A 26,445-nucleotide genomic window follows, 5' to 3' on the forward strand; every position below is an offset into this window, starting at 1 on the left:
AAAAGCTTAGCGCCGCGCGCGCCCGCGCGCAATCGAAGCGGCGCGCCGCGTGAGCCTCAGTCCTCGATATCGCGAATATGGGCGCCGTAACGCGAGGCGATCACCTGCGGCAGCACCGGGATGAACCGGTCGCCGTGGCCGAGCGCATTGGCCAGCGTGAAACTCTGCGCGGCGTGGGCGATGATCGGGGTCGGGACGTCGTCGGCCGCCGTCATGCGCAGGAAGGCACGCATGTCCTTGGCGCCGACCCACAGCGTGCCGCGATGCAGGCTGTCGTCGCCGTCCAGCACCCAGCGCATGGTGGAGCGGAACACCCGGCTGTCGCCGCCGCCGGTGGTGATGACGTCGTGCAGCATGTCCAGGTCGATGCCCAGCTTGGCGGCGGCGGCGATCGCCTCGGCATTGGCCGCGGCGATGGCCATGCAGATCGCGTTGTTGAACAGCTTGATGCGGTGGCCCATGCCGGGGCCGCCGATATGGAAGATGTTCTCGGTGAAGGTCTCCAGCACCGGCCTGACGCGCGCCAGCGCCTCGTCGCTGGCCCCGACCAACACGTTCAGGCGGCCCTCCTCGGCCTCCTTCGGCGTGCGGGTGAACGGGGCGTCGACCAGCGTCGCACCGACCTCGGCCAGCGCCGCACCGACGCGCAGCGTCTCGTCCGGCTCGGCCGTGGTGCAGTCGACCACGATCGAGCCGGGGCGGATCGCCGAGGCGACACCGTCGGCGCCGAGCACGACCCGGTCCACCTCGCGCGACGACGGCAGGCAAAGGAAGGTCACGTCGCAGGCTTCGGCCACCGCGGCCGGCGTCGCCGCCTCGGCGGCGCCGCGGCCGACCAGGTCATCGACCGGCTGGCGGTTGCGGTGGGCCATCACCGTCAGCGGAAAGCCCTTCTCCAGGATGTTGCGCGCCGCGCCGTGTCCCATCAGCCCGACGCCGATCCATCCCACTTTCGTCGTGTTCGCCATGCTCGCCTCCGTCCTCTGCGTTGCGCCGGATTCAGCACGGCGGCGGCGGCATGGCAACCGGGATCGGCTCAGCGGCCTTCGGCGAGCCCGTGGATCCAGGCCTGCAGCGCCGGCGTGTCGCCTATCTCGCCGTCCCACGGGATCTGGGGCACGATGGCCAGGTCGGCCTCGACGCCGCGTCCCATGAACGCCTTGGTCGAGAAGGCGAGGCTGGCCCAGCCGGACGGCAGCCGCACCTGGCGCAGCTCGCCATAGAGGCCGTGCGCGCGGGTCGGCCAGCCGACCAGCACCGCGTCGGGGTAGCCGAGCACGGTATCGATGAACAGCAGCGTCGAACTGAATGCAGCGCCGTCGGTCAGCAGGAACACCTGTCCGGCATAGGGCGCCGGCGGCATGTCGATGCCGGCCTCGGGCGTCGGGCCGCCCAGCGCGGCGACCGGCTCGCCGGCGGCCAGCGCGGCGTCGATCGCGGCGACCAGAATCTCGAAATAGGCGCGCGCTCCCGGGTCGTCATCCGTGCCGGCGCCGGCGAAGTAGGCGCGGTTGCCCGGCGAGGCGCGAACAAGGTCGGGCGCGCGTCCGCCCGATTCGATGCGTTGCCATGTGCGCACGTAGTCCTCGCCGAACAGGGCCATCGCGAACCCGTCGGCGAAGAAGCTGCTGCCGCCGCCGTTGCCGCGCAGATCGAACACCACATAGGGCGCATCGCGGCCGTCCCGCAGCATCGCCTGCACCGCCGCGGCATCCTCCGCGGCGATCTGGCCGGCGACGAAGGTCGGCAGCGCGATCCACAGCCCGCCGTCGCCGAGCCGGGTGGCGCCGAAGGGCGGCGGCGTGCCGAACGTCGCGTCGGCATAGGCCTGGCCGATTTCGCGGAACGAGGTCTCGCGCCAACGCAGCGCCGCCGTGACAGTGCGGCCGGCGTCGTCGAACGAGCAGCGCTCGGGCCGGACGAAACCGGGCTGGCCCTGGTCGACGAACAGCAGCGGCGCGAAGCGCATCGGGTCGGCCGGCTGCTCCGCGCGGCCCTGGAAGCGAAAGATGTTGGCTGCCGCCAGCGCATCCGCCGTCCTGCCGTCGCAGGAAACCACGGCCATGCCGTCGCGCACCTCGCCCGCATCTGCGGCGGCCCTGACCCGATAGGCGCCGTTGCGCCAGGCGGTGATGAAGCCGGGATACAGGGTCGGCGGGCGCGGCACGCTGGCCCATTCCGGGTTATCGCGTGCGCCCCAGATCTCCAGATGGTTGTCGGGCAGGGCGTTGGCATAGGCCATCAGCAGGTAGATGTAGGCGGTGACGCTGTCGGCCGACCGTGCCGCCGCGAGACCTTCGGCCAGCGCCGAATCGAGCCGCGCGGCAAAAGCCGGGTCGATCGCCGGGCCGGGATGGTCGGCCGCCAGGGTGTCGTGCATGAACTGCAGGTCGACGGCCGTCCGCTCCGGCCAGGGATTGTCCTCGGCGGCGGCGACGGCGCAGCCGGCAAACAGGGCGACGAGGGCGCCCGCGAGACGTCGGGGCATGGTCCAGCGCTCCTACTGCGCGCGGTTGAGCACCAGGGTGCACAACGCCGCCATCTGCGGCGACGGGCACGCGGCATTGACCAGGACCAGCTGGCCGCCGCGCCGTTCGAAATACCACAATTCCCCGGGCGGCGTGGGGCCTTCGCCGGCCGTCGACCAGTGCTGGCGCACCTCCAGCCGCAGCAGGTTTCCCTGCGTGAACCACGGGCCGGCGATGTAGTCGTAGCCGGCTCCGATCTGCAGGCTCTTCTGATATGTGCCGTCGTCGAAGAAGCCGTATTGGACGGCGAACGGAACGCCGGTCATCTGGTCGACGCTCTGCGCGGTCCAGGCGCCGACCACGTCGTTGGCGCCCTGTGCGGCGCCCTGTGCGGCGCTCTGCGTGGCGGCCGGTCCGGCGCCGGCGCACAGCACGGCAAGAATGAACGGAATGGCTCGTGTCGCTTGCATCTCGGCACCCCCCTGCCTGACGGGATCGTCACGATCCCCTTGTCAGGACATCGGGTGGCGGCAATGGCGATGCGATGCGGCAGGCTGTCTCGCGCCAGGTCGGGCAGGGCGGGGCCGGTCGGGCCCCGGCCCTGCCGAGCGGGTCAGATCACGTAGGTGCGCAACGGCGGGAAGCCGTTGAAGGCCACCGACGAGTAGGTGGTGGTATAGGCCCCGGTCGCCTCGATCAGCAGCTCGTCGCCGATCTCGAGCCCGATCGGCAGCGGGTACGGGTTCTTCTCGTACAGCACGTCGACCGAATCGCAGGTCGGCCCGGCGATCACGCACGGCGCCGTCTCCTCGCCGTCGTGCGGCGTGCGGATCGGATAGCGGATCGCCTCGTCCATGGTCTCGGCCAGGCCGCCGAACTTGCCGATGTCGAGATAGACCCAGCGGGTCGGATCGTCGGCCGACTTGCGCGAGATCAGCACGACTTCGGTCTTGATCGTGCCCGCGTTGCCGACCATGCCGCGGCCGGGCTCGATGATCGTCTCCGGCAGCCGGTTGCCGAAGTGGCGACGGATCGAATCCGTGATCGCCTCGGCATAGTTGGTCACCCCGGGGACGTCCTTCAGATAGCGGGTCGGGAAGCCGCCGCCGAGATTGACCATCTTCAGCGCGATGCCGCGCTCGAACAGGGTGCGGAAGATGTCGGCAGACTGCGCCAGGGCGCGGTCCCAGGCCGCCGGGTTGTGCTGCTGCGAGCCGACATGGAACGAGATGCCGTAGGCGGACAGCCCCTCGCGCTGGGCAGCTTCCAGAACCGGCACCGCCATTTCCGGCGCACAGCCGAACTTGCGGCTCAGCGCCCAGTCGGCCCCCTCTCCGTCGGTCAGGATACGGCAGAACACGCGTGCGCCGGTGGCCTGGCGCGCGATCTTCTCGACCTCCTCGACGCAGTCGACCGCGAACAGGTCGACACCGAGCGCGCGGGCGCGCGCGATGTCGCGCTCCTTCTTGATGGTGTTGCCGAAGGAGATGCGGTCGGGGGTGGCGCCGGCGGCCAGCACCATCTCGATCTCGGCGACCGAGGCGGTGTCGAAGCACGAGCCGAGCTCGGCCAGCAGGCGCAACACCTCGGGTGCCGGGTTCGCCTTCACCGCATAGAAGATGCGGGTCTCGGGCATGGCGCTTGCGAAGCGCAGGTAGTTGTCGCGGACGACGTCGAGGTCGAGAACCAGGCAAGGGCCTTCGGGTCGTCGCTCAGCCAGGAAATCCAATACGCGCTGTGTCGCCATCGGTAAGTGTCCCACTGCAAACCGGTGATGACCGGCCCCGGTCCGTACGGCGAGACGTGGTGGAGACGTCCCGGCCCGCACAGGCCGCGGCCTGTGTCGACAAGGGGAGCCGCTGCATGCGGAGCCCCGCTGGAGCGCCTTCGGTTTGGAGCGGGAGACCCGTTCCGCACGTGGGCAAGGATGGTGTGCCTCTTCAGCGACGCCGGCATATGGACAACCGGCGGAGAAAAAGCCCGCACCGTCGTTGCTTGCGAGCGCCTCGTCCGGATGGGACGCGATGCCGGCGCCTCTGGGCACGTGCGAATTAGGGCGATTGGGTAAATACGGCCGAGTGCCTTGAGAATCAATGAAGAAAGTCACATCGCCCGAAAAATTCACACGGCGGACACCGCATGGTCCAGATTCGCGGCGGTGCGGCGCCTTTGACGGTGCATTCCACCTTTGCGGGTGGCTATAGTTCGGCGCCCGGCCGCTCGGCCGGGTCGGGCGGAACGAAAAGGCCGGGCTTCGCGGCCAGGCATAGCCCATGAGAAACGGGAGGAGACATCAACCATGCAGGCAACCCTGACCACGATCCGGCGTGGCCGCCGGCGGCTGACCCTGGCGGCCTTCGCGGCGACGCTGCTCGCCGGGACGGCGGCCCAGGCCAGCGACACCCGCGTCGCGCTGGTGCCGGGCGGACCGCACCCCTATTTCGCAGCCTGGGAGCAGGCGGGCCAGGATGCGGCGCGCGACTTCGGGCTCGAGGCGGCCGACTTCAAGGTGCCGGCGGCCTGGGAGCTGAGCCTGCAGAACGAGATGATCGAGAGCCTGGTCGCCCAGGGCTACAACGCCATCCTGGTGTTCCCGGGCGATGCGGTCGGCACCAACAGCACGCTCAGCGAGCTAGCCGACTTCGACATCCCCTCGGCCGCGCTGGCCGGCTGCGTCGTCGACCCCACCGACGCGCTGTTCTGCCTGGGCACCGACACCGGCCATTCGGCCTATCTCGGCACCCAGGAGCTGATCCGCACGCTGGGCAACAGCGGCAAGATCGCCCATTTCACCGGCTTCCTGGTCGACCCGAACACGCAGCTGCGCATCGACGCCGTGCAGCAGGCGGTGGACGAGGCCAACGCCGCCGGCGGCGACTTCGAGGTCATCCAGGTGATCGCCGACATCGATGCGCCGGAGCCGGCCGACGAGAAGATCAACGCCTTCCTGGCTGCCAGCGGCGACCAGGTCGACGGGATCGTCACCACGGCGTGGATCCCCGCCGTCGTCGCCTCGACCGCGCTGCGCAACATCGGCGACAAGCGCATCGTCATGGTCGGCATCGACCACGACCAGGTCGTGCTCGACGCCATCGCCGACGGCTATGTCCACGGGACCATGCTGCAGAACCCGTACGGCCAGGCCTATATCGGCTCGTTCGCGATGGACCGGGTCCGCGCCGGCTGTACCTTCAAGGACGATGCCCCCTGGGCCTCGACCTCGCAGACCAACCGGTTCATCGATTCCGGCACGGCCTTCGTCGGCGCCGACCAGATCGCCAACTACCAGGACGCGATGGTGGCGGTGACCAAGGAGCTGATGGGCAGCTTCGAGGCCAGCTACCTGGATTGCCCGCAATAGGGCAGACCGCACGGCGGGACACGGGCCGCGGGCGTCGGCCCGCGTCCTGCCGGCAACCGCCTCCCAGCGTCGTGGTCGGGCTCGCCCCGACCGACCACGCCTTCACGCCTGCACTGACGGCGCGGCGTGGCTGCCCGGGAGGGGCCCGGGCATGACGCTGCAGGGGTGATACGCGTGGGGAGCCCGGGCACACCCGGTTTCCCGATCCGGTGCAATGAACCAAGAGACACGGCTCGTGGCCACAACGGCAGGACAGGGCAGCTCGCGCGCGCTCCACGGCCTGATCGGGTCGAACCTGATCGGGCTGGTGCTGGTGACCGCGCTGTTCGTGCTGCTGTTCAGCACGGCCACGGACGGCTTCCTGTCGAAATTCCACCTCTACAGCATGGGCCGCATCATGGCGGTCGACATCGTCATCGGCTTCTCGATGATGGTGGTGCTGGTGACCGGCGGGCTGAACCTGGCCGTCGGCGCGATCGGGGTCGGCGCCGCGATGTTCGCCGGCTTCCTGATGGAGGTGGTGGGACTACCGATCCTGCCGGCGCTGGCGCTGACGCTGGCCTTCGGCGCCCTGCTGGGCGCGGTCAACGGGCTGGCGATGGTGCTGACCGGCGTGCACAGCTTCGTCATCACCCTGGCCACCATGAGCATCTATTTCGGCGCGATGACCGTGCTGACCAAGGCGGAGCCGTTCAACCAGCTGCCGCAGGACTTCACCGACTTCGCCAAGATCAAGATGTTCGGCTTCGTCTCGCCGCTGCTGCTGGTCATGCTGGCGGCCGGCCTGCTGCTCGGCTGGCTGTTCAAGTTCACCGCTTTGGGCCGCGAGATGCTGGCCGCCGGCGCCAACGAACGCGCGGCCACCCTGTCGGGCGTGCGCGCCGGCCGCATGTTCGTCTATTGCCACACGCTGTCCGGCGCCCTGGCGGCGCTGGCCGGCCTGATGGTCTCCGCCCGCAACGGCGCCGCGCTGCCGTCGATGGCCGGGCAGATCGGCGCCGACTGGCTGCTGCCGGCCTTCCTGGCACCGGTGATCGGCGGCACACTGCTGACCGGCGGCTTCGTCTCGGTGACCGGCACGGCGCTGGGCGCGATCCTGGTCACCGTGCTCAGCAGCGGGCTGCTGCTGCTGCAAGTGGGCGAGTTCTGGGTGCAGGCATTCCTCGGCCTGATCCTGCTGGTGGCGGTCGTGCTCGACCGGGTGCGCAACCTGGTCGCCGAGCGGCGGCGGGTGGCGGCGCGATGAGCGGCCTGCGCCGGCTGTGGGCCCAGGACTGGACCGGCCTCGCGCTGGTCGTGGCGGCGGCCATCGTCGCGCTGGCGCTGGTGCGGCCGGCCTTCCTCAGCGCCCTCAACATCTATGTGGTGCTGATCGGCTTCTCGCTGTCGCTGCTGGTCTCGCTGTCGCAGATGGTGATCATCGCCATCGGCCAGATGAACCTTTCGGTCGGCGCCATCGGCGGGTTGGTGGCGATCGCCTTCGCCGGGATGATGGAGGTGTGGGGGCTGCCCTGGCCGCTGGCCTTCGTCGCCGGGCTGGCGATCGGAGTGGTGTGCGGCTTCGTCAACGGCTTCGTGACCGTGCTGACCGGGATCTCCGCTTTCGTCATCACGCTGGCGACGCTGTCGATCTACAAGGGCATCAACCTCGGCATCACCAAGGCGCAGCCGTTCTACGGCGTGCCGCAGGTGGTGAAGGACCTGGGCAACGAGTCGTTTCTCGGCGGCGCGGTCCCCTATCTGCTGGTGCCGCCGGTGCTGATCGCGCTGGCGATGGGGCTGCTGATGCGCCGCACCGTGTTCGGCCGGCAGATGCTGGCGGTCGGCGGCAACGCCCATGCCGCAGAGCTGTCCGGCATCGACCTGCGCCGCACCGTCGTCGGCGCCCACGTGCTCTCGGGCGTGCTGGCGGCGCTGGCCGGCATGCTGGCGGTGGCGCGCATCCAGATCGGCCAGCCGACCATAGGCGACGGCTGGCTGATCGTCTCCTTCGCCGCGCCGGTGCTGGGCGGCGCCGTGCTGACCGGCGGCCACGTCTCGGTCGCCGGCACCTGCCTGGGCGTGCTGCTGGTCACCCTGATCACCAATGCGCTGGTGCTGCTCGAGGTCGATCCGTTCCTGGTCCAGCTGCTGTTGGGCCTGATGATCCTCGGCGCGGTCTGGCTCAACCGTTATCGCGACGTGCGCGCCCGCCGCGCACCGGCCGTGCCATGAGCGACGGCGGCCCGCTGCTGGCGGTGCGCGGGGTCAGCAAGGCCTTTCCCGGCGTGCAGGCCCTCGACGCAGTCGACCTGACGCTGGAGCGGGGGCAGATTCACGCCCTTCTCGGCGAGAACGGTGCCGGCAAGTCGACGCTGATCAAGGTGCTGACCGGCGTGCACGCGCCGGACGCCGGCGCGGTGCTGCTGCGCGGCCAGGCCCAGCATTTCCACAGCCCGCACGACGCCATCGCAGCGGGAATCGGCGTGGTTCACCAGGAGCGCAACCTGATCCCGCGGTTCAGCGCCGGCGAGAACATCATGCTGGAGCAGCTGCCGACGGCGCGCGGGCTGGTCGACTTCGACGCGGTCCACCGCGAGGCGCGCAAGTGGCTGGACGCACTGAACCTGCACATCGACCCGCGCACCCCGGTCAACCGGCTGAGCGCGGCGCAGATGCAGCTGGTCGAGATCGCCAAGGCGCTGTCGATGCGCACCCAGGTGCTGCTGATGGACGAACCGACGGCCTCGATCACCCCGCACGAGACCGAGGTGCTGTTCCGCCTGCTGCGCGGGCTGCGCGACGACGGCGTCACCATCGTCTTCGTCAGCCACAAGCTGGAGGAGGTGTTCGAGATCTGCGACCACGTCACCGTGCTGCGTGACGGCCGCAACGCCTGCGAATCGCGGCCGCTGGCGGGCATGACCCGGACCGACGTGGTCCGCCTGATGATCGGCCGCGACGAACAGATCGCCCGACTGGCCGCCCGCCGCCGGGCCGAGGGACCGCCGGCGCTGGCCCTCGAAGGCGTCGCCACCGCCGCCGGCCATCGCGACATCGCGCTCAGTGTCGGCCGCGGCGAGATCGTCGGTCTGTACGGCCTGGTCGGCGCCGGCCGCAGCGAGCTGGCCAAGGCGATCGTCGGCGCCGACCGGATCACCGCCGGTACGCTGCGCATCGACGGCCGGCCGGCGACGATCCCCGACGTCTCGACCGCCGTTCATCGCCACCGCATCGGCTATGTCAGCGAGGACCGCAAGGGCGAGGGGCTGATCCTGGCGCACAGCGTGGTGCGCAACGTCGCGATGACCGTCTGGCGGCGGCTGGCCGGTGCCCATGCCTGGCTGGCCGGCACCACAGAACAGCGGGCAGCGGCGCCGCTGGTCGAGCGGCTGGCCATCCGCACGCCGAGCCTCGGCCAGCGCGTCGGCAACCTGTCGGGCGGCAACCAGCAGAAGGTCAGCGTCGCCAAATGGCTGGCGGCGGACGTTTCGATCCTGATCATCGACGAGCCGACGGTCGGAATCGACGTAAAGACAAAGGCCTACCTGCATGAATTGATTGGAGAACTCGCCGGTAACGGCACCGCGATCCTGCTGATCTCCAGCGACATGCCGGAAATGATTGCGCTGGCCGACCGCATCCTGGTGATGAACGAGTTCAGGCTGGTGGGTGAAATCGCCAACAGCCGCGACTATGATGCGGTCAGCCGCCGCATCATGGCGTGCATTCACGAAACCGAGGAGCTGGCGGAACCGGCCTGAATCCGGGCCATGCCCCTCGCGCAGAATCAGATTCGGAGCAGGAGGAAGTCCATTGGCTGGAAATGGTAGGATCGCCGTCGTCACCGGCGCGGGAACCGGCGTCGGCCGCGCCGTCGCGCTGGGCCTGCTGCGCAACGGCTATTCGGTCGGGCTGGTCGGCCGCCGGACCGAGATGCTGGAGGAGACCGCCTCGCTAGCCGGCGCCGACGGCGCCCGGGCACTGGCGGTGCCGGCCGACGTCACCGACGCTGCCGCGGTCCGCGCGCTGTTCGACACGGTCGTCGGCAAGTTCGGCCGGCTCGACCTGCTGTTCAACAACGCCGGCGCCGGCACGCCGCCGATTCCGTTGGAGGAGCTGACGCTCGAGCAGTGGCAGGGCGTTGTCGACGTCAACCTGACCGCGGCCTTCCTCTGCACCCAGCAGGCGTTCCGCATCATGAAGGCGCAGAACCCGCGCGGCGGCCGCATCGTCAACAACGGCTCGATCTCCGCCCATACGCCGCGGCCGCATTCGGCGCCCTATACCGCGACCAAGCACGCCATCACCGGCCTGACCAAGGCGGCCAACCTCGACGGCCGCGCCTTCGACATCTGCGTCGGCCAGATCGACATCGGCAACGCGCGCACCCCGATGACCGCGCGGATGGCGCAGGGCGTGCCGCAGGCCAACGGCACCATGGCGCCCGAGCCGGTGATCGATCCGGACCATGTCGCCAACGCGATCCTGTACATGGACAGCATGCCCCTGGATGCCAATGTCCTGACATTGACGGTGATGGCGACGCAGATGCCGTTCGTCGGCCGCGGCTAGGCCTGCAAGGCATTTGCGTGGCCGCGCCAAACGGCCCCAAGAACTCGCGTTGCCGAATCAGGATGAATCGGTGACAATGTATAGATGAGTGGCAAGAAACAGATTGCGGCGCTGCCTTTTGTCCTCGGCGAGCACGGCATCGAATTCTACCTGATCACCAGCCGCGAGACCGGTCGCTGGATCGTGCCCAAGGGCTGGCCCAAGAAAGGCCTGCGGCCGTGCGAGCTGGCCGAGCGGGAGGCTTTCGAGGAAGCCGGCCTGAAGGGGCGCATCGAGCGCAAGCCGAGCGGCCAGTTCAGCTATGTGAAGCGGCTGGAGGGCGGCAAGGAGATCGTCTGCGTCGTCGCCGTCTACGCCATGCTGGTCGAGGAGCAGGCGACCAGCTGGCCGGAGAAAGGGCAGCGACAGGGCCGCTGGGCCGGGCGCGCCGAGGCGGTGCGGCTTATCAGCGACCCGGAGCTGGCGGCGCTGATCAAGCGCTATCAGCCGAGCGCGACGCTGACGAAAAAGGCGGCCTGAGCCGCCTTCTGCCTCCCCGGCCGCCGCTCAGACGTGGTCGCGCCAACGGTGCTTCGGCTCGTAGCCGAGCATGCGCCTGGCCTTCTCGATCGACAGCAGCGTTTCGTTCGGGCCGAACTGGCGGTTGACCGGCACGCCCGGATAGACCTCGGCCAGCAGCTCGGCGTTGGGCCGGCTCATCACCGTGTCTGCGTTTGCGATGATGAAGTTCTCCGTGCCCTTCAGGTCGCACTCCAGCGCCAGCCGCACCGCCTGTGCCGCGTCGCGCGCGTCGATGTAGCCCCACAGGTTCCAGCAGCGGGCGCGCGGGTCGGCGTCGAAGGCCGGGAAGCGCGCATAGTCCTCCGGATCCATCACGTTGGAGAAGCGCAGGCCGACGATCTTCAGCTCGGGATCCCAGCGGCAGAACTGCTCCGCCATCGTCTCGCCCATCAGCTTCGACAGCGAATAGGCCGTCTCCGGCCGGGCCTTGTACTCTTCGTCGACCGGCACATAGGGCGGCGGCGTTTCGAACGGCAGGCCCTGCACTGTCTCGCTCGACGCCCACACCACGTTCTTGATCCCGAGCACGCGCGCCGCCTCGAACACGTTGTAGGTCGACACCGTGTTGGTCTCGAAGATTACGGCGTTCGGGGCCAGCCCCGGCGCACGGATCGCGGCCAGGTGCACGACCGCCTCCACCGTGGCCTTCAGCCGGTCGTCGATCGCCGAGAAGGCGGCGACGGTCTGGCCGTAGTCGGTCAGGTCGACCCGGCTGAACGTCCACGACGGGTCGGGCGGCGGCGCCAGGTCGACGGCAAGCACGTCATAGCCGTGCGCGATCAGGTCGCGAACGCAGGTGCGGCCGGCCTGGCCGCTGGCACCGGTGACGATGATCATGGAGCGTTTCCTCGTGTTCGGTCGGTACGGGCGAGGGCGTCGGCGCCCCCGGCCAGGGTCGGCACGGCCGCAGCCGAACCCGCAGTGCAAGGGGAACCCGTCGCCGCAGCTCGCGGTGGCGCACCGGGCGAACGGTCGCCACTCTAGCGATCATTCGGTCGCGCGCAAGCCGCGGCGGGTCAGAACTGCCGGGCCGCGACAACGAAGGCCGGCACCGCGGTCTCGCCGAGCGCGCGCACCGCCTCCAGCCGGTGCAGACCCTGCACCAGGACATAGCGGTCGCCGTCGCGGCGTACGCTGATCGGATTGGTCAGGCCGTGCTCCAGGATGTCCTCCGCCAGCGCATCGACCTTGCCGCCGTCGAGCGTGCCCTTGAACTTGGCGGGCACGTAGATGGCGGCGATCGGCACCGCGACGGCTTTCATCATGGCGACCTCCTGTCCGGGCGTTGCGTCCATCCGGACCGCAATATCTGATGGCAACCGCGATTGCCGCGCCTATTCTAGGCGCGATGTCGGTCGCCAGGGGAGGATGTTTGCGATGACTGAGAATGCGCCGTTTCCGCTTCGCCCGCAGGGCCCGCGCACCAGCCGGCGCGGATTTCTTGGCGGTATGGCTGCCGGCACCGCGCTGTTGAGCGTCGGTCGCGTCGCCCGCGGCCAGACCACCGAGATGCAGGTGCAGTACGACTGGCTGATGAGCAACGGCCAGATCGGCGATGCGGTGGCGCAGACCAACGGCTACTTCGCCGAGTACGGCCTGGACGTGACGTTCATCCCCGGCGGCCCCAACTCGGCGACCGTGCCGGCAGTCACCTCGCAGCAGGCGCTGATGGGGCAGTTGTCGGACAGCGGCCAGGGTCTGCTCGCCGCCTCGGCGGGCGCGCCGATCAAGATGTTCGCCGCGGGCTTCCGCCAGTCGCCCTTCGCCTATTTCTCGCTGCCGGCCAACCCGATCCATTCGGTGAAGGACATGGTGGGCAAGCGCATCGGCACCCAGCCAACCGCCCGCTTCGTGCTGGATGCGCTGCTGGCCAAGGAAGGTATCGACCCGGGCGATCTGGAGATCGTCACCGTCGGCTGGGATATGGGCCCGCTGGCCAACGGCCAGGTCGACGCGATCACCGCATGGGTCACCAACACCGCGGCCCTCTCGGTACTCGGCCCCGACCGCATCGCCCTGATGCAGTGGGATGCGGGGCTGCCGAGCTACGCCAACGCCTATTTCGCCACCGACGAGGCGCTGGCCGAGCACGGCGAGGCCATCGCCAACTTCATCCGCGCTGTGGCCAAGGGCTGGGCCTGGATGCACGACCATCCGGCGGAGTCGGTCGACATTCTCGTCGACGCCTATCCCGAGCTCGACCGCGCCATCGAGCACGAGACCGTCGCCAAGATCGTCGAGCTGTCGTTCGATTCCGTGACCAGGGAGCACGGCTGGGGCTGGTTCGAGCCGGCCGTGATCGGCGAGCAGATCGCCACCTACGAGTCGATCGGCCAGTTCACCGAGTCGGCTCCGACCGTCGACGGCTTCGTCTCGATGGCGATCCTGGAGGCGACTGCCGCGGATCGTGCCAAGCTCGGCTGACGTCGGTCCTGCGCCGGCGACGGACGACGCCGTTCGCCTGAGCGGCGTCGACGTCGCCTTCACACGCGCGGCGGCGAGACCGTCGCCGCGCTGGCCGGCATCGACCTCGACGTGCCGGCCGGCGCGTTCGTCGCCCTGATCGGGCCGTCGGGCTGCGGCAAGTCGACCCTGCTGCGAGGTAGTCGCCGACCTGGTGCGCTGCGCGCCGGCAGCGCCGCGGTCTTCGGCCAGCCGCCCGCTGTCGCGCGGCGGCAGCGCGACGTCGCCTTCTGCTTCCAGGACGCGACGCTGTTCCCCTGGCGCAGCGCCATCGACAACGTCCGCCTGCCGTTGCAGGTCGGCGTGCGGCGGCCGCCGCAGCGCCGACGCCAGGATCGCTGCTGGCGCTGGTCGGGCTGGCCGACCGAGCCGGCGCGCTGCCGCGCGAGCTGTCCGGCGGCATGCGCCAGCGCGTCGCGATCGCCCGCGCCCTGGTCAGCCGGCCGAAGCTGCTGCTGATGGACGAGCCGTTCGGCGCGCTCGACGAGATCACCCGCGATCACCTCAACGACGAGTTGCTGCGCATCTGGCGCGAGACCGCGCCACCGTGCTGTTCGTCACCCACAGCATCGCCGAGGCGGCCTATCTGGCCGAGGAGGTGGTGGTGATGGCGGCACGCGCGGTCGGATCGTCGAGCGGGTCGATCCTGCAGGCGCTCCAAGCCCGGCAACGCGATCGACCGCGATTCGACCGATTTCCTCGAGGTGTCGGCCCGGTTGCGCCGGCTGCTGGCGCAGGCAGGCGCATGAACGGCACTACCCGCACCCTGCTGCGCTGGGCGCTGCCCTGGATCGGCGGGTTGTCCGTCCTGGTCGCCTGGCATCTGATCATCGTTGTCTTCGACGTCAAGGAATTCGTCGCCCCGCGGCCTGACGCGGCCCTCATCAGCCTGTTCGACAAGGCGGCCGTCCTGCTGGAGAATTTCTGGCCGACGCTGATCGAGAGCGCCGCCGGCTTCCTGATCGGCAACCTGGTCGCGATCCTGCTCGCCATCGTCTTCGTCCACTCAAGACGCTGGAGGCGATGTATTTCCCCGGTCGCGGTATTCTTCAACACCATCCCGATCCTCGCCCTGGCGCCGGTGCTGGTGCTGATCTTCGGTCTCGGCATGCTGCCGAAGATCGTGATCGCCGCGGTGATCTGCTTCTTCCCGACCCTGGTCAACGTGATCCGCGGCCTGGAGGCGGTGACGCGGCAGGAACTGGAACTGATGCACGTGCTGAGCGCCAGCCGGGTGGAGGTGTTCTGGCGGCTGCGGGTGCCGCGCTCGCTGCCGTTCCTGTTCTCGGCCCTGCGCATTGCGGCGACCACCAGCGTGATCGGCGCGATCGTCGGCGAATGGATCGGCGCCAGCAAGGGCCTGGGCGCCCTGATCATCCAGGCCACGTTCAACTACCAGTCGCCGCTGCTCTATGCGACGCTGTTCGTCTCGTCGGGGCTGTCGCTGGTCTACTTCGCGCTGGTGCTTCTGGCCGAGCGCTATTTCATGCGCTGGCACGACGGCCGCGGGCTGCCGGGATAGGGAAGGGACTCATGCTCGGAACCACGGAACGCATCTCCGACGTCTGCCTGGTCTGCCGCGACATCGACGCCATGATCGCGTTCTACCGCGACCGGCTCGGCTTCCGGCTGCGGCGGCGGGCGGAAGGCTTCGCCGACTTCGCCTCGGCCGGGGTCACGCTGGCGCTGTGGGAGGCGCGGCATATCGAGACCCATATCGGCATCGCCGCCGGGCCGCGCAGCGGCACGCACAAGGTGATGGTCGCGGTCGAGGTGGCGGACGCCGCCACGGTCGACGCCCGCTTCCGCGAAATCGACCAGGCGGGCGTCCGCACCCATGGCGCGCCGCAGGCTATCCGTGGAACGCCTATGCGTTCTACATCGTCGATCCGGAGGACAACCTGTGGGAGGTCTATGCGTGGCTGCGCCCGCCGGAAGACTACGAGACCTTCGCGGGCTGACGGGCGCGCACCCGCGCTGCAGGAGCACCGGCGTATTAACGTTCGCCTTGACGCCTTGCCGGTGCTAAGTACGCCCCGATTCCAGTTCAAGCGGATCGGACCTGGAACAGCGCGGTGCCTGCGCTGCTGCCGGCCGCGTCCGTCGCCCATGGCGGCGTCCGCCCGGCGCCGCCGCCGAAGCCAACGAGGAACACGACGATGCCTAGCCCCTACATCGCGGCCGACAACCGCTACGAGCGCATGACCTACAACCGCTGCGGGCGCAGCGGGCTGAAGCTGCCGGCGCTGTCGCTCGGCCTGTGGCACAATTTCGGCGGCGACGTGCCGTTCGAGCTGGGCCGCAGCCTGCTGCGCGCCGCGTTCGACAGCGGCATCACCCATTTCGACCTTGCCAACAACTACGGCCCGCCGCCGGGATCGGCGGAGGAGAATTTCGGCCGGCTGCTGAAGAGCGACTTCGCGCCCTATCGCGACGAGCTGATCGTTTCGACCAAGGCTGGCTATCTGATGTGGCCCGGCCTATGGCAGTTCGGCAGCCGCAAGTACCTGCTGGCCAGCCTGGACCAGAGCCGGCGGATGGGTCTCGACTATGTCGACGTCTTCTACTCCCACCGCTATGACCCGAACACGCCGCTGGAGGAGACCATGGGCGCGCTGGCCCAGGCCGTGCGGCAGGGCAAGGCGCTGTATGTCGGCCTGTCGTCCTATAACGCGAAGCGCACGCGCGAGGCTGCGAAGATACTGCGCGACCTCGGCGCGCCCTGCCTGATCCACCAGCCGAGCTATTCGATGATCAACCGCTGGGTCGAGGAGGACGGCCTGCTCGACGCACTCGACGAGGCATCGGCTCGATCGCCTTCACCCCGCTGGCCCAGGGCATGCTGACCGACAAGTATCTGAACGGCATCCCCGCCGACAGCCGCGCGGCCAAAGGCAAGTCGCTGCGCCAGGATTCCTCAGCGAGGACAACCTGGCCCGGATCCGAGCGCTCAACGACATCGCCGGCCGGCGCGGCCAGACGCTGGCGCAGATGGCGCTGGCCTGGGTACTGCGTGGCGGGCGGGTGACCACGGCGCTGATCGGGGCCAGCAAGCCGGAGCAGATCACCGGCTGCATGGGCGCGCTGGCCAATGCCGACTTCACCGACGCCGAACTGGCCGAGATCGACCAGCATGCGGTCGAGGGCGGCGTCAATCCTGTGGGCGCTTTCGTCCGAGCGGCCGGGACCGGCACGCTAAGGGCTGGCGCCCGGCTTCGGCGCGGCGCAGGCCTATAGTCGGCGCGTTGGGTCCGGCCGTGATCCCCGGGCCGGGTGGGGGGCGGTACGCGCAATGGCGACCCGGTTTCGATATCGGGCAATGGCTTGCCGGGCTTGGCCTCGAAGGCCATGCGCCGGCTTTGCGAGCACCGGATCGACCGCAGCACCCTGCCGTTGCTGACCACCGACGACCTGCGGGAGATCGGCGTCGCTGCGCGCTGGGCGATCGCCTGAAGCTGATGGCCGCCATCCGCGGCGCTGGAGGCAACGATGGCCGCGACGCGGCGGCGACCGGCCCGGATTCGGCGACCGGCGAGGGGGCATGGAGGGTCGCGGCGCGAGGTGACCGTGCTGTTCGCCGACATCGCGGGTTACACCGACCTCAGCAGTCGGCTCGACCCCGAGCGCATCCACGCGGTGCTGTCGGCCTATTTCGAGGCGGTCGACGGCATCATCGGCGGCCTGGGCGGCACCATCGACAAGCATGTCGGCGACTGCCGTGGCGCTGTTCGGGCGCCGGTCGCACAGCGACGACGTTGCCCGCGCCGTGGCCGCCGCGGCCCGCATCCACGAGGCGATGCCCGCGGTGTCGCAGGCATGCGGCCAGCCGATCCGGGCGCATGTCGGCATCGCCACCGGCGAGGTCATCGCGTCGCGCACCGGCGATCAGCGCCACCTGGAATACACCGTCACCGGCGAGACGGTGAACCTGGCCTCCGCGCCTGACCGGGCTGGCCGGCGCCGGCGAGACGATCGTGTCCGATGGCGTGGCGCAGGCGCTGGGCGACCGGCTGGTCGGCCAGGCGCTGAAGCCGCGACCGGTCAAGGGTCTGCCGCAACCGGTCGCGCTCTGGCGGTCGCGGACTCGCGGCCGCCCAGGCGCAGAGCGAGCGGCCGATGTTCGGGCGCCGCGGGCGCTGGCGCAGTGCTCGACCGCGTTGCGCTCGGCGCTGGCGGACAGCCGCGGCACGGCGATCTACGTGCGCGGCGAGGCCGGCATCGGCAAGTCGCGGCTCTTGCAGGCCGCGCTCGACGAGCCCGCGGTCTCGGCTGCCGTGCGCCGCTGCCGGTGTTCGACTTCGGCACCGGGCTGGAGAGCGATGCGCTACCCAGCGCTCCGCCAGTGCCCGTGCACGGCGACCGCGCGCCGACGCCGCCGGTCCTTGCCGCCAGGACCTGCTCGGCCTGCCGCTCGCGCCGGGAGGAGCGCGCGCTGCTGGATGCGATGACCGCGGCGGCGCGGGCGGCGGCGCGCGGTCGGAAGGCTGGTCGAACTCACCCTCGCCGCGGCGGCGGACAAGCCGCTTGCGATCGGTGTCGAGGATGTCCCACTGGGCCGACGGCGGCGTGCTTGCCGCAATCGACATGCTGGCGCGACGGGCACCGGCACCGGGCGCCACCGTGCTGATCGTCCGTCGCGGCCGGAGGAGGACCCTCTGGCGGACCGGCGCCTCGCGCTCGACGGGCTTTCGCTGCTGGTCATCACGCTCGGACCCCTGCGCGACGCCGATGCCGAGGCCTTCGCCGCGAGCCTGCTGGATCGGGCACAACGGTGGTCGCGGCCTGCGTGCGCCGCGCGGAGGGCAACCCGCTGTTCCTGGAGCGGCTTGTGCGCCATGCCCGGTCCGGCGGCCTCGACGCCGCGATCCCCGGCACGATCCGCAGCGTGGTGCTGGCCCAGGCCGACCGGCTCGCTGCCGACGACCGCGCCGCCGTGCGGGCCGCCGCCGTCCTCGGCGACCAGTTCTCGATCGACGGCGTCCGCCACCTGCTGCGCGCCCCGACTATGCGCCCGACCGCCTGATCGGCGCGCGGTTGCTACGGCCCGACAAGGACATGCTGCAGTTCACCCACGCCCTGATCCGCGACAGCCTGTACTCCTCGATCCTGCATGCCGAGCGGCGCGCGCTGCACGGCCGCGCCGCGACCTGGTTCGCCGGCCGCGATGCCTCGCTGCACGCGGAGCATCTGGCCCGCGCGGAAGACCCGGCGGCCGTGGACGCCTTCGTCGCCGCGGCGCAGGCGCTCGCGCGCGACTACCGCCTGGAGGCGGCGCTCGACCGGATCCGGCGGGCTGCCGGGATTGCGGCGACTGCGTCGCAACGCTGCCGGCTGGCGATAGAGGAGGGCGCCCTGCTGCTCGAGCTCGGCACGCCGGGCGCGGCGGTCGAGGCCTACGACAGGGCGATCGAAATCGCGCCCGACCCGCATGCGCTGGCTGCGGCGCAACTCGGCATGGCAGCGGTGCTGCGGCTGATCGAACGGGTCGACGAATCGCTGCCGCTGCTCGACGCCGCGCAGCCGGCGCTGGAGGAAGCCGGCGACCACAGGGCGATGGCCCGACTGGAACATCTGCGCGGTAACCTGCTGTTTCCCCGCGGGCGTCCGGTGGAATGCCGCCAGGCGCACGAGCGGGCGCTGGCGCACGCCCGCGCCTGTGCCGACGCGGAGCTTGAGGCGCGTGCGCTGGGCGGCCTCGGCGATGCCGCCTATGCCACCGGCCATTTCACGCGCAGCAGGGACCACTTCGCGGCCTGCATAGCGGCAGCGCGCGATGCCGGAATCGGCCGCGTCGACGTCGCCAACCGCCCGATGCTCGCGATCATCCACGCGATCGCCGGCGAGCCCGACCGGGCAATGGCCGAGGCGACGGCCGCGATCGCCGCCGCGACGGCGGCGCGGCAGCCGCGGGCGGAGATCATCGCCCACCACATCGCCATGATGGTGCACCTGTGGTGCCTGCGCCCCGACCGGGTCGCCGCGCATTTCGACCGGGCGGAGGCGCTGGCGACCCAGCTCGGCGCGCGGCGCTTCAAGGCGGAGAACCTGACCTTCATGGGCGAGGCATGCCGGCTCTCCGGCGACAATTCCCGCGCCCTGGCCCTGCTCGGCGAGGCGGTCGCGATCACCCGCGAGACCGGCACCGACTATGTCGGCGCCATGGTGCTCGGCTATCAGGCCCTGGCGGCGCACGGCCGGCCGGAGATCCGGGACCCGGCCCTGGCCGAGGGCCAGGCCCTGATCAAGCCGGGCAGCATCGCGCACAACCCGATCTTTTTCGGTATCGCAGCGATCGAAGCGATGCTGCTGGCCGGACTGTGGCCGCGGGCTCGGCTCTATGCCGACGGCATGGAGGCCGCCTTTGCCGAAGAGCCGGTGCCGCTGATCGCCTTCCTCGCCCGGCGCGGTCGCCTGCTGGCAGACCTGGGCGAGCGACCCGGCGATCCCGGTCTGCGCGGCGAACTGGCCGACTGTCTCGCCGAAGGACGCCGGTTCGGCTACGCGGCGTTCCTGCAGGCCCTGGAGGCCGCGACGGACTGAGCGGTCGGCGCTACGGGATCAGCCGCTCCGCCCGCAGCCTGGCGAACAGGTCGGCGAACGACGTGCGCGTGGCGACATAGCCGGTGAAGCCGCGTTCGCGGCTCAGCCCCATGTCGCACATCACCTCGATGTCGCGGCCGAGGTCGGCATCGACATGCCACCACGGCGCCAGCCGCGTCACGTCCGGTTCGGCCAGGCCGTTGTCCGCGGCGATCCGGCGCCATGTGTCGGCGGCGTCGGCCATCATCTCGACCATCGGCTGGGCGCGGCCGGGGTAGGGCGCCACCGGCAGCCCGAACCAGGCGGCGATGTGCTGCCACATGATCCGCCAGCGGAAATAATCGCCGTTGGCGACGTTGAACGCCGTGTCCGCCGCTTGCGGCTCGGTCGAGGACCAGACCATGTGGGCGGCGACCTGGCGCGCGTCGGAAACGTCGGTCAGTCCGTCGTGCTGGGTCGGCGAGCCGGGGAACACGAACGGGCGACCGGTCGCCTTGCAGATGCTGGCATAGACCGCGACCGCTGTGCCCAGGTTCATGGCGTTGCCGGGCGCATAGCCGATGATGGTATGCGGGCGCGCCACCGACCAGCTGTGACCGCGCCGCCGCGCGCTGTCGAACAGCGCGTCCTCGTGGTCGTAGTAGAAATTGGGGCCCGGCAGGCGCGGCAGCGATTCCACCAGCGGCGTGTCGATCGGCCGCTTGGCGAAGTCCTCGAACGAGCCGAGATAGTGCTTCAGCCCGGTGACCAGCGCGACATGGCGCAGGTCGTCGCCGGGAATTGCGGCCAGCGCATTGCGGATCATGGCGCCATTGACCCGGCAGTTCTCTTCCTCGCTGGCGCAGCGCTTCCAGGTGGCGAAGAAGGCGTGGGTCACCGGGCCGGCCGCGGCCAGCGCCATCCGGGTTGCCGCGGCATCGGTAAGGTCGCAGTGGATCTCGCTGACCCCGGCAAGACCCGGGCTCTGCGCGCGGGCGGTGCCGACCACGTCCAAGCCGCCGTCGGCCAGCAGCCGCTCCGCCAGGTTGCGGCCGACCATGCCGGAAATGCCGAAGATCAGGGCCCGCCTGGCCTGTGCCATCGTCTCGTCGCCTCCGCTCGCTTTCGATGTGGCGCGGTCACTGCCAGAAGTTCTGCGCCGCCTGCCAGAAGGCGCGCGCATCGACCGCCATGTTGTCGTCGTACCGGCCTTCGGCATTGGGATAGGTCGCCGATTCCAGCGCGAGAATGCGATAGCCGTCGCCGTCGTCGATGAAAAGCGGCGAGCCGGAGTCGCCGGGCAGCGTGTCGCATTGGTGGTAGATGGTGCCGTCGTCCCAGACCTGCACGACCGGACATGACAGGTTGGCCGACAGGAACGCCATGCTGTCGCCGCTGTAGCCGCCCTGCTTGACGAACAGGGTGCCGCGGTCGACCTCGCGGGTCAGCCAGGCCTCGTCGAGCGCCTCGACGCGGAACCAGCCGAGTCGCTGGCCGATGGGCGCGTCGAGCACCAGGATCGCCCAGTCGTATCCGTCGACCTCGGACGTCTCGGTGTGCAGCTGGATGTCGAACTGCGGCGGCACGTAGAAGTCGATAATGCCGGCCTTGGCGACCGACTTCGGGCCGTCGGCGCCGGCCAGGAAGGTCAGCGGCCGGTCGATGCCGCGCGGTCCCTCGCCGCCGAACATGCAGTGCGCGGCGGTCAGCACGGTCGACGGACCGATCAGCGAGCCGGTGCACGACCCCCCGGATTCGAACGCGATGCGCCCGATCATCCGCCAGGGCAGTTCGGTCGAGTCCGGCCAGACCCGGTCGTCGTGGCCGAAGAACACCCGGCTCTGGTCGATGCCCGCGGCGCGGCAATCGGCGGTATCGGTATAGGGAATGCACACGCCGGTGCCGGCCGGCTCGTCGCATTCGCCGTCGCGGCTGTAGATGCACGATTCCGGGCCGGGCGGCGTGCCGGCACGGCGGCAGTCCCAACTGTCGGTTCCCTCCGCGCACAGCCCGGTGCCGTAGCCCTCGTCGCACTCGCCGTCATAGCGATACTCGCAGGTGTCGGTCTGCGCCCGCGCCGACTCCGGCGGCGAGCCCGCCAGCAGCGGCGCCGCCAGCAGCAGCGTGGCCAGCGCGTGCGCGCCCGTCTTCCTGGTCCCCATGTGCCGGTGTTCCGTTCCTCTCCCCATCCCTGCCGGAGTTTGGCCAAAGCGCGTCGCCCTTTCCATAGGCAATTCCGGCAAATCGACATGACGGGTTGTCGATTGACGTGGCGGCGATCGGCGCCGCACTGTCCTCGCCGACGGGCAAACCGCGACGGGAGGGGGGAAATGGCCGAGGGAAGCGTGCGCGCGCGGCTGGCGGCGGGCGACCGGTGCTTCGGCACCATGGTGTTCGAGCTGTTCACGCCGGGAATCGGCGCGATCCTGGCCAACGCCGGCTACGACTTCGCCATCTTCGACATGGAGCACAGCGGCGTCGGCATCGACACGATCAAGGCACAGGTCGCCTATGCGCGCGGGCTGGGCCTGGAGGCCTATGTGCGCGTGCCCGACGGCGCCTACAGCACCATCGCGCCGGTGATGGACGCCGGCGCCCGCGGCATCATGGTGCCGATGGTCGAGACCGGCGCACAGGCGCAGGCCATCGCCGACGCGGTGCGCTACCGGCCCGAGGGCCGGCGTGGGCTCGCCTTCGGCATCGCCCACGACGACTATGGCGGGCGACCGCCGGCCGAGACCATGGCCGACGCCAATGCGCGAAACGTGGTCATCTGCCTGGTCGAGACCCGCAAGGGGATCGACAATGCCGCCGATATCGTCGCGGTGCCGGGGGTCGACATCGGCTGGCTGGGCCATTTCGACCTGACCAACGACATGGGCATCACCGCGCAGTTCGAGCATCCCGATTTCCTGCGCGCGGCCGAAGGGTTCGGCCGCACCTGTGCGGCGGCCGGCAAGGCGGCCGGCATCCTCGACGCCAACCCGGCGATGCTGGAGCGTTTCGCCGGTTTCGGCTACCGCGCGCTCGGCTACGCCACCGACGTCGCCGCGCTGAAGCTGGCCTACCGCAACGGCCTGGAGATGCTGCGCGGCCTGCCGCGGCCCGCCGCCAACTGACTCCCCGAATCACCCAGGAACGACAGGAAGGGCAAGGACATGCGCTTGACCGACAAGGTGGCGCTGGTCACCGGCGCGGGCTCGGGCTTCGGCGCCGGCATCGCGCGCACGTTCGCACGCGAAGGCGCGAAGGTCGCCGTTGTCGATATCAACCGGGCCGGGGCGGACGCGGTTGCCGCCGAGATCGGCGAGGCCGCGGCCGCGATCACCGGCGACGTGGCGAACGGCGCGTCGGTGCAGGCGGCGGTCGACCAGACGCTGGCGCGTTTCGGCCGGCTCGACATCGTCGTCAACAACGCCGGCGTCAGCCATCGCAACCGGCCGATGCTGGAGGTCGACGAGGCCGAGTTCGACCGCGTGTTCGCGGTCAACGTCAAGGGCATCTTCCACATGGCCCATGCCGCGGTGCCGGTGCTGCGCCGCCAGGGCGGCGGCGTGATCCTCAATGTCGGCTCCACCGCCGGCATCCGGCCGCGGCCGGGGCTGACCTGGTACAATGCCAGCAAGGGCGCCGCCAACCTGATGACCAAGTCGATGGCGGTCGAACTCGCCCCGGACGGCATCCGGGTGTGCGGGCTGGCCCCGGTAATGGGCGAGACGGCGCTGCTGGAGACCTTCATGGGCGTGCCGGACACGCCGGAGAACCGGGCCCGGTTCGTCGCCACCATCCCGCTCGGCCGCATGAGCCAGCCGCAGGACATTGCCAACGCCGCCCTGTTCCTGGCCTCGGACGAGGCCGCCTTCCTGACCGGCGTGGTGTTGGAGGTCGACGGCGGCCGCTGCGTCTGAGCGCCGCGCTACTGCTGCAGCGAGCGCTCGAAGTCGTCGCCGAGATTCTGCATGAACGTGGCGATCGGCATGTCCGGCACGTTCGGGCAGATCTGCTGGAAGGCGTTGACCACGTCGGCCGATGCCTGCGCGAAGCCGGCTGCGGCCAGCGGTCCGTCCGCGTCGCCGCCGAAGCGGCCGTACATGTAGCCGATCGACCAGAACACCATCATGTTCGCACGGATGCGTTCCTCGCCCGGCTGCGATGCCAGCAGCTGGCTGCAGGTATAGACGAACGGATCCGCCTCTTCGGCCTGGCCAGCGGCCGGCAGCCCCGGCAGCAGCAGGACGGCCGCAGCCGCGCGGAGAAGGGTGGTCCGGACAGGCAATGTTTCGCTCCTCACCGAGTTCGTTCCGACCCTAGGCGGGATCGCACCCCATGGCCAGCCAAGAAGGGAGCCGCATACGGAAGTATATCGTACAGATTGTCTCTGTTGTTTGATTTGCTCGTCAATAGCGATAACTATCTGTCAACTGCAACTGAATATGCTTCGGCCAAAGAGGGCTGCGCAGTCGCCTTTCGGTTGCCGCGGAGCGATTGCATACAAGGATTTGAGCCGGACCGATGCTTGCACCTGCGCCTGCTGCCAGGATGACCACGGATACCGCGAGCGCCGCGGCGACGGCTCGGCCGACCGCAATCCTGGTCATCGACGACGATCGCGACGCGGTGGCGCAGGCGCGCCAGCACCTGGAGGCGAGCTCGGCGCGGCGGTTCACGGTCGCCGGCGCCGACCTGCTGGCCGACGGGCTCGTGCAGATCCAGTGCGAGCCGTTCGATGCGGTCGTGCTAGCCATCGCATTGCCAGACGCGAACGGGATGGACGGGGTCGACCGCATCCGCGAGATCGCGCCGACGCTGCCGGTGTTCGTCTGGTCCGACACCGGATCGGACGAAGCGGCGCTGGACGCGATCCGGGCGGGCGCCCAGGACTTCCTGGTCAAGGCGCCGCGGCTCTATCCGGCCTTGCCGCGGATCATGGGCTATGCGGTCGAGCGACAGCAGATGCTGCGCCAGACCCAGCAGCTCACCGACGAGCGCAAGCGGGCCGAAGTGCTGTTCTCGAAAATGCTGCAGGTGGTGAGCGACGCGGTCGTGGTGACCGACCGCAAGGGAGCGATCCAGCTTGCCAACCTGGCGATGCTGCGCCTGCTGGGCGTGGGCCTGCGCGACGCAATCGGCAAGCCGATCGGGCAGTTCCTCGGCGGCGGTACCGACATCAGCGCCCTGGACGGCATGTGGCTGCAGGCCGAGGTCGGCGACGTGCCGGCCACCGCCAGCGTCACCGTCGACGGCCCCGACGGGCCGATCCAGGCGCGGGCGACCAGCGTGTCGGTGGAGATGCAGCGCAAGCAGCGTTGCTTCCTGAGCAGCTTCGCCATGTCGCTGAATGCCGAGGCCGACGCGGAACTGGCGAATGCGCTGGAGGAGATGCAGGCCGACGTCGACGTGATCGCAGGGCGCATCCAGCTGGTCGGGCTGGAATCGGTGCGCGCCCGGCTGGGCAAGGACTGGGACCAGTTCGCCGACAAGGCGCGCCAGTATGCACGCGAGACGATCGACCGGCACCTCGCCCCCGGCGACGCCTTCCGCGAGACCCCGAAGGGCGATTTCCTGCTGGTGTTCAAGGACCCGGACGAGAACAAGGCGTGGAACTGCGCACAGCTGATCGCGCTGGAGGTCGAGCAGGCGATCCTGACGGCGGTGGTGGCGCAGAACGACCGCTTCGGGCTGACCGACGACGAGATCGATGCCATCGCGGGCGTATCGGGCAACGTGGCCGCGGCGACGCTCAGCCCCGACGACGCCGGCTCCATCGACAACCTGGCCCGCGCGGTCGAGGACCGGCTGCGCACGGCGACCGAACAGTTCAAGCAGAACCAACGCGCCACGTTGCAACAGGTGGAACGCACCGGCCGGCCGCGCTTCCTTGCCGTCTACACCGCCCAGCGCAAGCGCGCGCCCTTTGCCCTGTTCCAGTTCGACGAACAGAGCCAGCGCATGCTGGAGCGCCTGAAATCGAGCGTGGAGGGTGGCTCTGAGGCCGAGCGCCAGCTCAGCGTCATCTCGCTCGGCCGGGCCATCGACCTGCTGCTGGGCACCAGCGAGCGCGAGCTGCCGATGCTGTGCGTCGACCTGGCGGTCGGGCTGTTGCAGAACCCGGCGGAGCGGGATCGCTGCCTGTCGATCTGCGAGGTGCTCGACGACCGGACCCGGTTGCGGCTGGCGCTGTGCCTGACCGACATCGGCCTCAACATGCCCGACGCGCGGCTGCAGGAATGCGTGGCGCGGATCAAGCCCTACTGCCGGCTGCAGATGGCCGAGGTCAACCCGCGCATGATCGTCGCCCGCGACCCGTCGCAATTCGGCGTCTCTGTCATCCGTGTGCCCTACGACCAGTTCAAGCGGGCGGGCGCGCGCGACGGCGACGGCGGGCGGTCGCTGGCGATCCGGACGCAGCGCGTCGGCGTCAGGCTGCTGGTGACCGGGATCCCGAGCCTGGCGGAAAGCAACGTGCTCGGCCGCAACGGCGTCGACCTGATGAGCCTGCTGCAGACCTGAGGTCGCGCG

At 70.0% G+C, this 26,445-nt stretch carries 26 protein-coding genes and 1 pseudogene; 18 read left to right on the plus strand and 9 right to left on the minus strand.

What is annotated here, in order from left to right; translation table 11 throughout:
- Nucleotides 1-56: 56 nt before the first annotated feature.
- From R3F55_03910 to R3F55_03925, 4 genes are all read right to left on the minus strand, one after another.
- Nucleotides 57-968, minus strand: coding sequence for an NAD(P)-dependent oxidoreductase (locus R3F55_03910; protein ID MEZ5666577.1), 912 nt, complete (start codon nucleotides 966-968; stop codon nucleotides 57-59).
- A gap of 68 nt (nucleotides 969-1,036) precedes the next feature.
- A complete protein-coding gene (locus tag R3F55_03915; GenBank protein MEZ5666578.1) occupies nucleotides 1,037-2,488 on the minus strand; it encodes a S41 family peptidase in 1,452 nt (483 codons plus the stop codon).
- Nucleotides 2,489-2,500: 12 nt separating this feature from the next.
- Complete coding sequence (locus R3F55_03920; protein ID MEZ5666579.1) at nucleotides 2,501-2,938, minus strand: hypothetical protein; 438 nt, start codon at nucleotides 2,936-2,938, stop codon at nucleotides 2,501-2,503.
- A 143-nt stretch (nucleotides 2,939-3,081) separates the two neighbouring features.
- Nucleotides 3,082-4,215 carry a type III PLP-dependent enzyme gene (locus R3F55_03925; GenBank protein MEZ5666580.1) on the minus strand — a complete coding sequence of 378 codons (1,134 nt, stop codon included), beginning with the start codon at nucleotides 4,213-4,215 and terminating at the stop codon, nucleotides 3,082-3,084.
- A gap of 552 nt (nucleotides 4,216-4,767) precedes the next feature.
- Between R3F55_03925 and R3F55_03930 the strand changes: the two genes are divergently transcribed.
- The 6 genes from R3F55_03930 (at nucleotide 4,768) to R3F55_03955 (ending at nucleotide 10,902) form a co-directional block, all read left to right on the plus strand.
- Entirely contained in the window at nucleotides 4,768-5,829 is a 1,062-nt protein-coding gene (locus tag R3F55_03930; protein MEZ5666581.1) for a sugar ABC transporter substrate-binding protein, read from the plus strand.
- Nucleotides 5,830-6,064: 235 nt separating this feature from the next.
- A complete protein-coding gene (locus R3F55_03935) occupies nucleotides 6,065-7,075 on the plus strand; it encodes an ABC transporter permease (protein MEZ5666582.1) in 1,011 nt (336 codons plus the stop codon).
- Nucleotides 7,072-8,043: an ABC transporter permease gene (locus R3F55_03940; protein ID MEZ5666583.1), complete on the plus strand. Its 972-nt coding sequence runs from the start codon at nucleotides 7,072-7,074 to the stop codon at nucleotides 8,041-8,043. Before R3F55_03935 ends, R3F55_03940 begins: the two co-directional genes overlap by 4 nt.
- Complete coding sequence (locus tag R3F55_03945) at nucleotides 8,040-9,572, plus strand: sugar ABC transporter ATP-binding protein (protein ID MEZ5666584.1); 1,533 nt, start codon at nucleotides 8,040-8,042, stop codon at nucleotides 9,570-9,572. The genes R3F55_03940 and R3F55_03945 overlap by 4 nt, the downstream gene beginning before the upstream one ends.
- A gap of 52 nt (nucleotides 9,573-9,624) precedes the next feature.
- Nucleotides 9,625-10,383 (plus strand): SDR family oxidoreductase, encoded by a 759-nt coding sequence (locus tag R3F55_03950; GenBank protein MEZ5666585.1) that lies wholly within the window; start codon nucleotides 9,625-9,627, stop codon nucleotides 10,381-10,383.
- An 84-nt stretch (nucleotides 10,384-10,467) separates the two neighbouring features.
- Nucleotides 10,468-10,902: an NUDIX hydrolase gene (locus tag R3F55_03955; protein MEZ5666586.1), complete on the plus strand. Its 435-nt coding sequence runs from the start codon at nucleotides 10,468-10,470 to the stop codon at nucleotides 10,900-10,902.
- 27 nt (nucleotides 10,903-10,929) lie between these two features.
- Here R3F55_03955 and R3F55_03960 read toward each other — a convergent pair whose 3' ends face one another.
- On the minus strand, nucleotides 10,930-11,781 hold the full coding sequence (locus R3F55_03960; protein MEZ5666587.1) for an NAD(P)-dependent oxidoreductase: 852 nt from the start codon (nucleotides 11,779-11,781) through the stop codon (nucleotides 10,930-10,932).
- Nucleotides 11,782-11,960: 179 nt separating this feature from the next.
- The gene (locus tag R3F55_03965; protein ID MEZ5666588.1) at nucleotides 11,961-12,209 is read right to left on the minus strand and encodes a ParB N-terminal domain-containing protein; all 249 of its coding nucleotides are present in this window, start codon (nucleotides 12,207-12,209) and stop codon (nucleotides 11,961-11,963) included.
- Between the two features lie 184 nt (nucleotides 12,210-12,393).
- Here R3F55_03965 and R3F55_03970 point away from each other — a divergent pair, with 184 nt between their 5' ends.
- The 9 genes and pseudogenes from R3F55_03970 to R3F55_04010 all read left to right on the plus strand — a co-directional run bounded on the left by R3F55_03970 (nucleotide 12,394) and on the right by R3F55_04010 (nucleotide 19,947).
- Nucleotides 12,394-13,368, plus strand: a complete 975-nt coding sequence (locus R3F55_03970; GenBank protein MEZ5666589.1) for an ABC transporter substrate-binding protein — start codon at nucleotides 12,394-12,396, stop codon at nucleotides 13,366-13,368.
- A gap of 111 nt (nucleotides 13,369-13,479) precedes the next feature.
- Nucleotides 13,480-13,866 (plus strand): ATP-binding cassette domain-containing protein, encoded by a 387-nt coding sequence (locus R3F55_03975; GenBank protein MEZ5666590.1) that lies wholly within the window; start codon nucleotides 13,480-13,482, stop codon nucleotides 13,864-13,866.
- The gene (locus tag R3F55_03980; GenBank protein ID MEZ5666591.1) at nucleotides 13,809-14,015 is read left to right on the plus strand and encodes an ATP-binding cassette domain-containing protein; all 207 of its coding nucleotides are present in this window, start codon (nucleotides 13,809-13,811) and stop codon (nucleotides 14,013-14,015) included. The genes R3F55_03975 and R3F55_03980 overlap by 58 nt, the downstream gene beginning before the upstream one ends.
- 137 nt (nucleotides 14,016-14,152) lie before the next feature.
- Nucleotides 14,153-14,929: an ABC transporter permease gene (locus R3F55_03985; GenBank protein MEZ5666592.1), complete on the plus strand. Its 777-nt coding sequence runs from the start codon at nucleotides 14,153-14,155 to the stop codon at nucleotides 14,927-14,929.
- 11 nt (nucleotides 14,930-14,940) lie between these two features.
- Entirely contained in the window at nucleotides 14,941-15,612 is a 672-nt protein-coding gene (locus R3F55_03990; protein ID MEZ5666593.1) for a VOC family protein, read from the plus strand.
- Nucleotides 15,567-16,606, plus strand: a pseudogene (mgrA, locus tag R3F55_03995) (L-glyceraldehyde 3-phosphate reductase). The gene R3F55_03990 and the pseudogene mgrA overlap by 46 nt, the downstream one beginning before the upstream one ends.
- 134 nt (nucleotides 16,607-16,740) lie before the next feature.
- Nucleotides 16,741-16,860, plus strand: coding sequence for an SAM domain-containing protein (locus tag R3F55_04000; GenBank protein ID MEZ5666594.1), 120 nt, complete (start codon nucleotides 16,741-16,743; stop codon nucleotides 16,858-16,860).
- 1,318 nt (nucleotides 16,861-18,178) lie between these two features.
- Nucleotides 18,179-18,430: a hypothetical protein gene (locus R3F55_04005; GenBank protein MEZ5666595.1), complete on the plus strand. Its 252-nt coding sequence runs from the start codon at nucleotides 18,179-18,181 to the stop codon at nucleotides 18,428-18,430.
- 32 nt (nucleotides 18,431-18,462) lie between these two features.
- Nucleotides 18,463-19,947: a tetratricopeptide repeat protein gene (locus tag R3F55_04010; GenBank protein MEZ5666596.1), complete on the plus strand. Its 1,485-nt coding sequence runs from the start codon at nucleotides 18,463-18,465 to the stop codon at nucleotides 19,945-19,947.
- Between the two features lie 10 nt (nucleotides 19,948-19,957).
- Here R3F55_04010 and R3F55_04015 read toward each other — a convergent pair whose 3' ends face one another.
- The gene (locus R3F55_04015; GenBank protein MEZ5666597.1) at nucleotides 19,958-21,028 is read right to left on the minus strand and encodes an SDR family oxidoreductase; all 1,071 of its coding nucleotides are present in this window, start codon (nucleotides 21,026-21,028) and stop codon (nucleotides 19,958-19,960) included.
- Nucleotides 21,029-21,065: 37 nt separating this feature from the next.
- Entirely contained in the window at nucleotides 21,066-22,088 is a 1,023-nt protein-coding gene (locus tag R3F55_04020) for a trypsin-like serine protease (GenBank protein MEZ5666598.1), read from the minus strand.
- Nucleotides 22,089-22,256: 168 nt separating this feature from the next.
- On the opposite strand from R3F55_04020, the gene R3F55_04025 reads away from it, so the two are divergent.
- Both R3F55_04025 and R3F55_04030 read left to right on the plus strand, forming a co-directional pair.
- Entirely contained in the window at nucleotides 22,257-23,045 is a 789-nt protein-coding gene (locus R3F55_04025) for an aldolase/citrate lyase family protein (GenBank protein MEZ5666599.1), read from the plus strand.
- Between the two features lie 39 nt (nucleotides 23,046-23,084).
- Nucleotides 23,085-23,834, plus strand: a complete 750-nt coding sequence (locus tag R3F55_04030) for a glucose 1-dehydrogenase (GenBank protein MEZ5666600.1) — start codon at nucleotides 23,085-23,087, stop codon at nucleotides 23,832-23,834.
- An 8-nt stretch (nucleotides 23,835-23,842) separates the two neighbouring features.
- Here R3F55_04030 and R3F55_04035 read toward each other — a convergent pair whose 3' ends face one another.
- Nucleotides 23,843-24,202, minus strand: a complete 360-nt coding sequence (locus R3F55_04035; protein ID MEZ5666601.1) for a hypothetical protein — start codon at nucleotides 24,200-24,202, stop codon at nucleotides 23,843-23,845.
- A 263-nt stretch (nucleotides 24,203-24,465) separates the two neighbouring features.
- On the opposite strand from R3F55_04035, the gene R3F55_04040 reads away from it, so the two are divergent.
- Entirely contained in the window at nucleotides 24,466-26,436 is a 1,971-nt protein-coding gene (locus tag R3F55_04040) for a response regulator (GenBank protein ID MEZ5666602.1), read from the plus strand.
- The last annotated feature ends 9 nt before the right edge of the window (nucleotides 26,437-26,445 follow it).

This window comes from Alphaproteobacteria bacterium (assembly GCA_041396705.1).
GTDB lineage: Bacteria > Pseudomonadota > Alphaproteobacteria > CALKHQ01 > CALKHQ01 > CALKHQ01.